This is a genomic window from Streptomyces sp. NPDC044984 (genome assembly GCF_040646935.1).
Classification (GTDB): Bacteria; Actinomycetota; Actinomycetes; order Streptomycetales; family Streptomycetaceae; genus Streptomyces.
Genome location: NZ_JBEZBE010000060.1, coordinates 23,374 through 29,593 on the forward strand (window position 1 = coordinate 23,374; position 6,220 = coordinate 29,593).

Here is a 6,220-nt window from a genome sequence, read left to right on the forward strand (position 1 = left end):
ACGCCATGACCGTCCTCGACAGCCGCGCCCTCAACCGCGCCACCCTGGCTCGCCAGCACCTGCTCACGCGCAGCGGCACATCCGCGCCCGAGGCGGTGGCCCACCTGTGCGGCCTGCAGGCGCAAGAGCCCCAGGAACCGTTCATCGGGCTGTGGTCCCGCCTGACCGACTTCAAGCCCGAACTACTGGACGATGCGCTGACCGGCCGCACCGTGGTGCGCACCCACCTGATGCGCCGCACCGTCCACCTCGTCACGTCCGACGACGCGCTCGCCTGGCGAGCCCGCCACGACACCATGCTGCGCCAGCGAGTGCTGGGCACCTACCCGCGCGAACTGGCCGGCATCGACCTGGACGAGGTCGCCGCAGCCGGCCGTGCGGTCATGGCCGACCAGCAGCCCCGCACCATGAGAGAGCTCGTACAAGCCCTCGAAGACCGCTGGCCCGGCCCACCACGCCGTGTCCTGGGCGAGCTGCTCGTCGCAGCCCTCATCCCCATGGCCCAACTCCCTCCCCGCGGCCTCTGGCAGCAGACCGCCGGCGTACGCAACCTGCCGTTGGCCACCTGGCTGGCACGGGACATCGACCCCCTGCCCGCCGGGGACGGCGATCCCGTCGGGCAACAGCTGTTGCGCCGCTACCTCGCCGCCTATGGGCCCGCCGCCAGCGCGGACCTACGCGCCTGGTGCGGCCTCGCCGGACTTCCCGCCGCCGTCAAAGCCGCCCGAGAAGAACTCGTCGTCTTCCGTGACGAACGCGGCCGCGAACTGCTCGATCTGCCCGACGCACCTCGCCCCCACCCCGACACCCCGGCCCCCGTCCGGTTCCTACCGGCCTTCGACAATGCCGTCCTCGGCTACCACGACCGCAGCCGCATCATCGACGCCCCCCACCTCGGTCTGTCCGTCGCAGGCCACCGCACCGTCCTTGTTGACGGACGCGTCACCGCCACCTGGACCGTGCGCAACCACCAACTCCACATCAACTCCCTGCGCCCCCTCACCGCCCTGGAACAGGAAGCCGTTTACACCGAAGCCCAGGACCTGACCACCTTCCTGGACAACGACATCGAGCACATCCAACTCGACACCGAAAACTGACAATCACCCACTCCAGGTCCCGACGTGACGGGACCATTCGCACAACGTGCCAGCGCCGCCCGCGTGGACCGGGACGAGTACGTGTGTGCGTGTTGGACGCTCACCTTCCGCGGAGAGTGCCTTCGATTAGACGGCCTGACCGTGTTGTACCGGGTGGCCAGCGCGTTGCGCATGGCGGCCTCGGCCATGTCCTCATCCTGCGGCACCAGCGACACCACGGTGGCCGTCGCGCTCAACGGCGAAGTGGATCAGTGGGCGCTGTCACGTTGTTGGGTGGGTAGCTGTCTGATGGTGCGTCGTGGTGTGGTGGAGCCGGTTCCGGGTGTTCAGGCCGTGGCGGGGAGGCCGGCGACTCCGGTGATCTGCTCCCAGATTGCAAAGCGGACGGTCATTTCGGCGCGGTAGTGGTATGCGGGCATCGGATGGCGGCGGGGCCGGAAGTGAGGTGAGATGCCGCTGAACGCGGACAGAAACCGCTGGGCTCCGCCCACGGAGCGGAAGTTCTTCATCGCCCGTTCGCGCTGCCTCGTTGGCTGGTGGCTGTTCTCCGCCCTGTTGTTCAGGCCCTTGTGCGAGCGGTGCTCCACGGAGGGCATGACCTCACGGTGGGCGGCGCCGTAGGAGCAGAGCTTGTCGGTGATGATCACTCTGGGCACCGTGCGGGTCTTCTTGAGGAGCCTGCGGAAGAAGCGGCGGGCTGCGGCCTTGTCCCGCCGGTTCTGCACGAGGATGTCGAGGACGTGCCCGTCCTGGTCGACGGCCCGCCACAGATACTGCAACCGCCCGTTGATCTTGATGAAGACCTCGTCGAGGTGCCCCTTGTCTCTGGGCTGGGGCTGCCGGCGGCGCAGAGCGCCTGCGTAGATCTGCCCGAACTTGCCGCACCGGCGGCGGATCGTCTCGTGGGAGACGACGATCCCGCGCTCAAGCATGAGCTCCTCGACCTCGCGGAACGACAGCGGGAAACGGAAGTACAGCCACACGCAGTGGGAGATGACCTCGACCGGGTACCGGTGCCCCTTGTACGACGGCGACGCACTCCCCACAGACGATCCTTCCCAGCCCGATCAACCCGAAGATCATCCCATCGGTCAGCCAACATGACAGTGCTGTAGGGCGGTTGGCCGGTTATACGGCGTCGGACGCGGACGGGGAGGTAATCGTGGACATCGACGGCGTCCTCACCCTGGCACACTCCGAGGAGCAGGACGCCACTGTGCCGCCTTGCCCGTGGTCGGCGGGACGGAGCCCGGCCGTCCGGGGGGGCGACCGGGCTCCTCGATGTCACGCCGCGGTGGACGGAAGTTTTTAGAAGGTCAGGCTCCAGCCGTCGAGGTATCCGGGGTCGACGGTGAAGATGCCGGGAGTGTTGTCAGTGACGCGCAGCTTCCACGTGCCGTTGGCGGGCACGGCCGACGCGTCCACGGTGAACGTGTCGTGGAGTTCTGTGCCCTCGTCCCAGACGAAGTCCTTCACCAGGATCACCGTGCCGTCCTCGGCGATGAGGTTGATCACCTGTCCGCCGATGAAGTCGTGGACGAGGTCGACGGTCACCTTGAGGTTGTCGGGTGCGTTGCCGGTCCGCCCCGTGACGGTGATGGGTGACTCAACGGTGACCCAGTTGGGTATGTCGACCCGGGCCGGATTGGTGAAGAAGTCCCCGCCGGAGGCCAGCACGGACCAGGCGAAGGAGAGTTCGCGGGTCTCTGAGGCGGAGTTCGTGACGGTGACGACCGTGGAGAAGTCGCCCGCCGCCGTCGGGGTTCCGCTGATGATCCCGGTGGCGGCGTCGATGCTCAGTCCGGCAGGTAGGTTGGTCGCGGCGTAGCCGAGAGCGCCGGGACGGGTCGAGACCGCGTCGATCCGCAATTCGGTGGGTTGGCCCACTGCGGACTTCTGGGTGGACGGAACGACGGCCGCGATGTTGTTGACGTACGAGGGGCCGACGTTGACCGCGGCCCAGGCGTTGCCGACGGCCGTGTACGCGCCGTCGGCCATGCCGAAGAGGTCGTCCGCGGCCCGGAGCGTAGCGACGCGGGCGCTCGCGTAGTCGGTGCGGCTGGTCATGTAGACCGTCAGGGCCCGGTACCAGATGGCGGCGGCGTTCTCGATGCCGATGCCGGCGACCGGGTTGCCGTCGTAGGTGGGGCTGTCGTACGCGATGCCGTTGATGGTCTTTTGGCCGCTGCCTTCGGCGAGCAGGTAGAAGAAGTGGTTGCCCACTCCGGAGCTGAAGTGGGGGTCGAGCTTCCTGGTCTCGGAGGTCCAGTAGTCCTGGGATGTCCCTTTCGGGGAGGCGTCCTTGGAGGGCCGGTCCATGTACCGGATCGGCTGGCCGGTGCCGCGCAGGTCGATCAACTCGGCCATGGTGTAGTCCGGCGTGTCCAGGGGATTGTCCGCATAGAACTCCACGGCTGCGGCCATGATGTCGCTGGTCGCCTCGTTGAGGCCGCCTGACTCACCCGAGTAGTAGAGGTTCGCGGTGGCGTAGGTGACGCCGTGGCTCATCTCGTGGGCCACGATGTCCATGGAGGTCACGGGCCTGGCGTCGCCGATGCCGTCACCGTAGGTCATGCAGAAGCACAGGTCGTCCCAGAATGCATTGGCGTATCCACTGCCGTAGTGGACCCGGGAGCGGGCTCCCACCCCGTCGCCGGCGATGCCGTTGCGGCCGAACTGGTCGTGGTAGAAGTCCCACGTCTTCTGTGCGCCGTACGCGGCGTCCACGGCAGCCGTTTGCTCGTGCGCGGCGGTGCCGTCGCCCCAGTGGTCGTCGTCGTCGGTGAGCAGGCTCTGCGTGTTGTCCTGGGCGAACGAGTAGGTCCGGTGGTTGCCGCGCGCCGGGTCGGTCAACTCGTACGTGGTGCCGTTGTGGGCCGAGCCGATCTGCACGGGGCCGCTGTACTGGCTCTGGCCCTCACCGGCGCGGATCTGCTCCGCGTTGTGCAGTTGCTCGCCGGTGGTGGCGTCGGTCACCACCTGGAGGCGGCTCGGGGTGCCGTCCTTGCGGACGCCGGTGACGAAGGTCTCCCAGGCCAGGACGGGTTCACCGGAGCCCGCCCAGACGACCTGGCGGGGGGCCTGCGGAGTGGCGGCTTCGGCGGTTCCTTTCTGCTTGCCCGCCGCCAGCGCCTCCTTCCTGGCGGTGCCGACGGCGACGGTGGGCTTGGTCGTGTCAACGGCGATCCGTTCCGAAGTGGCCTTGGTGACGGTCCTGGAGGCGCCGTCCTGATGGACGACCAGGTCGCCGCCGAGCACCGGGAGCCCGGCGTAGGTGCGCTCGTAGCGGGTGTGGACGGTACCGTCTGCGTCCTTGACGACATCTCTCGGCACGAGCTTCTCGCGGTCGCCGAGCTTCAGCCGGTGGGCGGTGGCGGCACCGTCGGCGGCGGCCGACTCGAGCAGCTTCTCCCGCTCTTCGGCAGAGAGTTCGACGCTCCCGGACCCGGGCTCGGGCCGGACCTCGATCTGCCGGGGCGCCCGGTCCTTGTCCGCGGCGAAGGCGGCCGGGCCCGCAGCCGTAGCGACCGGGAGCAGGAGCGCTACCACGGTGAGCGCCGCGGTCAGCACCGCGCGCTTGCGCGGAGTGACAGCGCCTCGAGGAGGGTGAGACCCGGATATCGGAGAATGTCCCGGTAATGACAGTCTGTCAGTCACTTCTGCAGCTCTCCTTGTGTCCGGCCGTACGCGGGACGGCCAGTGACGCGGATGCCGGACGTGAACCGGCACAACCGACCCCAGGCAGCGGCGTGCACCGCTTGGAGCAACCCGATACTTTCAAGGAATTAAGCAAACAGGCAGAGGCGAGCGGTTGGTTGTCCGGATCTCATTGACTGATCAGCTGATCACTCAGCGCACTTGAACAGAAACCCACTTGAGGTAACACTTTCCCGCAACATGCTTCTGAACAGCACTTTTAGCGGCGAAACTTCGCCAGGCAGGCCTCTTCGCATCGCTGTAGGGCGTGCTCGCGGTTCTCGGGGAGCCGGGATCGCCTTCACGCCACTCTCGGATCCCCACATCGTCTGCCGGTCATCCAGATGTAACAAAATGAATGACCAACGGCACTTGCGCTCCTCTGCTTTCAACTACTTGAAGACAGACCAGAATAAAAGGTGTGTATCGCCAACGAGTTCGTGCACGATGAGCGGCGAGACGCCGATTTCTTGATCGCCGATCATGGTTGTGTGGTGAGGAACGGGGCGCGTGCGGCGATCACCGATGACCGGAGAATCACGAGCCTCTCGGCCGAAGTGATCGCTGAACTCATTGCAGAGCCAGGAACCGTTGTGGCATGAACGGCACCAGACCAAGCTTGCGTCCAAGCCGCGGAAGCGGGCTGTGGGCGCCGTCGCGAAGCACCGGTCGGCCTTCGTCGACCAGCTCCTGGTCATCCTCGTGCACCTTCGACACGGAGCTACCCGCTACGTACCGGCCTGCTGATTCAGCACGGACCGCTCCACCATTAGGACCTGTCCGAGGGGTTGCGTGACAGGCTGACCGATGAATCGTTCCGTCCCATGTGGGGCTGGGTGATCTGACAGATGCGGAGTGGGCCCGGCTGGAACCGCACTTGCCGAGGAACGCAGGCCGGGGCGGGCGGTGGGAGAGCCACCGTGTGGTGATCAACGGGATTCTTTTTCGGCAACGGACTGGCATCCTGTGGCGGGACCTGCCGATGCGGTTCGGCAAGTGGAAGACGGTGCATGACAGGCATCGCAGGTGGTCGGCGGACGGCACGTGGGACAGGATCTTGCGGGCCGTCCAGGCCGACGCCGATATCGAGGGCCGTCTCGATTGGACGATGGCGGGGGTGGACTCGACGGTCTGCCGGGCGCACCAGCACGCGGCCGGTGCACGAAAGCGGCCTCCGCGGGTCCCCGGTCGGCGGAGTCGTCCCGCTCATCATCGGGACGACGAAGGGATGGGCCGCTCCCGGGGAGGGCTGAGCACGAAGATTCATCTGGTGGGTGAAGGTGGGCGGCGTCCGCTGGCCGTGCTGATCACACCGGGGCAGGCAGGTGATGAGGTTGATCCCCGGGGGTGGACACCGGGTTTCACGCGACGAGTGACAGCCTACGTGACGTGATCAATTGCTGTTCGTACTCAGCTGGCGTGAG

Annotated in this window: 3 protein-coding genes and 1 pseudogene; 2 read left to right on the forward strand and 2 right to left on the reverse strand. The window is 67.0% G+C overall.

The window, feature by feature from the left end; all coding sequences use genetic code 11:
* Window positions 1-5 precede the first annotated feature (5 nt).
* Entirely contained in the window at window positions 6-1,100 is a 1,095-nt protein-coding gene (locus AB0A94_RS36635) for a winged helix DNA-binding domain-containing protein (protein WP_361751081.1), read from the forward strand.
* A gap of 326 nt (window positions 1,101-1,426) precedes the next feature.
* Here the strand turns inward: AB0A94_RS36635 and AB0A94_RS36640 are convergent, their stop codons facing one another.
* Together AB0A94_RS36640 and AB0A94_RS36645 are read right to left on the reverse strand one after the other, a co-directional pair.
* The gene (locus AB0A94_RS36640) at window positions 1,427-2,146 is read right to left on the reverse strand and encodes an IS6 family transposase (protein WP_361751082.1); all 720 of its coding nucleotides are present in this window, start codon (window positions 2,144-2,146) and stop codon (window positions 1,427-1,429) included.
* A 262-nt stretch (window positions 2,147-2,408) separates the two neighbouring features.
* Window positions 2,409-4,649, reverse strand: a complete 2,241-nt coding sequence (locus AB0A94_RS36645) for a M4 family metallopeptidase (RefSeq protein ID WP_361751084.1) — start codon at window positions 4,647-4,649, stop codon at window positions 2,409-2,411.
* A gap of 973 nt (window positions 4,650-5,622) precedes the next feature.
* Between AB0A94_RS36645 and AB0A94_RS36650 the strand changes: the two are divergent.
* Window positions 5,623-6,126, forward strand: a pseudogene (locus AB0A94_RS36650) (IS5 family transposase); the annotation flags it as partial.
* Window positions 6,127-6,220: the final 94 nt, after the last annotated feature.

What these genes read in the sequence shown, in the direction of transcription:
- AB0A94_RS36635 (WP_361751081.1), top strand. Translation starts at nt 6, where the DNA reads ATGACCGTCCTCGACAGCCGCGCCCTCAACCGCGCCACCCTGGCTCGC.